Raw genomic sequence first — 1,547 nt, 5'->3', positions numbered from 1 at the left:
GCCGAGGGCGTCGATGCCGTCGATCGTGCTCGTCCGCCCCGAGGGGAGGACCGTTACCCGCTCGCCGACGCGCAGGACGCCGGCGGCCAGCTGGCCGGCGTAGCCGCGGTAGTCGGGGTGGGTGGTGGTCTGTGGGCGGATGACGTACTGGACGGGGAAGCGGGCGGGTTCGGCGGTGGGGTCGGTGATGACGGGCACGGTTTCGAGGTGTTCGAGAACGGTGGGTCCGCCGTACCAGTCCATGTGCGGGGACGGGGTGACGATGTTGTCGCCGGCGAGGGCGGAGACCGGGATCGCGGTGACTTGCGGTACTCCCAGGGAGCTTGCGTAGGCGGTGAACTCGGCGGCGATCGGTGCGAAGACGGATTCGGCGTAGCCGGTGAGGTCCATTTTGTTGACGGCGAGGATGAGGTGGGGGACGCGTAGGAGTGCGGCGAGGGCGGCGTGGCGGCGGGTTTGTTCGACGACGCCGTTGCGGGCGTCGACGAGGACGATGGCGGCTTGTGCGGTGGAGGCGCCGGTGACCATGTTGCGGGTGTACTGCACGTGGCCGGGGGTGTCGGCGAGGATGAAGCGGCGGCGGGGGGTGGCGAAGTAGCGGTAGGCGACGTCGATGGTGATGCCCTGCTCGCGCTCCGCGCGCAGGCCGTCGGTGAGCAGGGCCAGGTCCGGTGCGGATGCCCCGCGGTTGCGGGAGGCGTGTTCGACGGCTTCGAGCTGGTCGGCCAGGAGGGATTTGGAGTCGTGCAGGAGGCGGCCGACGAGGGTGGATTTGCCGTCGTCGACGGAGCCGGCGGTGGCGAAGCGCAGGAGTGATGTGGCCGTGGTGGTCGCGTCGGTGGTGGTGGTCATGGTTAGAAGTACCCCTCGCGTTTGCGGTCTTCCATGGCGGCTTCGGACAGTTTGTCGTCGGCTCTGGTTGCGCCGCGTTCGGTGAGGCGGGAGGTGGTGATTTCGGCGATGACTTCGTCGACGGTGGTGGCGGTGGAGTCGACGGCGCCGGTGCAGGACATGTCGCCGACGGTGCGGTAGCGCACGAGGCGGCGCAGGGTGTTCTCGTGGTCGTGGGGGCCGCCCCAGGTGCCGGGGGCGAGCCACATGCCGTTGCGGGAGAAGACTTCGCGTTCGTGGGCGAAGTAGATCGAGGGGAGTTCGATCTTTTCGCGGGCGATGTACTGCCACACGTCCAGTTCGGTGAAGTTGGACAGGGGGAAGACGCGGACGTGTTCGCCGGGGGCGTGGCGGCCGTTGTAGAGCTGCCATAGTTCCGGGCGCTGGCGGCGGGGGTCCCAGCCGCCGAATTCGTCCCGTAGTGAGAACACGCGTTCTTTGGCGCGGGCCTTCTCCTCGTCGCGCCGGCCGCCGCCGAAGACCGCGTCGAAGCGGTGTCCGGTGATGGCGTCGAGGAGGGGGACGGTCTGCAGCGGGTTACGGGTGCCGTCCGGGCGTTCCCGTACCCGTCCGGTATCGATGGCTTCCTGTACGGAGGCGACGTGCAGGCGCAGCCCGTGCCCGTCCACCACCCGGTCCCGGTAGGCCAGCACCTC

Annotated in this window: 2 protein-coding genes; both read right to left on the bottom strand. The window is 69.4% G+C overall.

Translation table 11 applies throughout. The annotated features are described in order from the left end of the window. The coding region (locus IF61_RS0131810; RefSeq protein WP_030370020.1) for a sulfate adenylyltransferase subunit 1 at nt 1-852 on the bottom strand (852 nt) is incomplete at its 3' end. Between the two features lie 2 nt (nt 853-854). Then, nucleotides 855-1,547: sulfate adenylyltransferase subunit CysD (gene cysD, locus IF61_RS0131805; protein ID WP_030370019.1), on the bottom strand; the 693-nt coding region annotated here is incomplete at its 5' end.

It is taken from the genome of Streptomyces roseoverticillatus (genome assembly GCF_000719265.1).
Taxonomy (GTDB): Bacteria; Actinomycetota; Actinomycetes; order Streptomycetales; family Streptomycetaceae; genus Streptomyces; species Streptomyces roseoverticillatus.
This window is presented reverse-complemented; position numbering and strand designations above follow the sequence as displayed.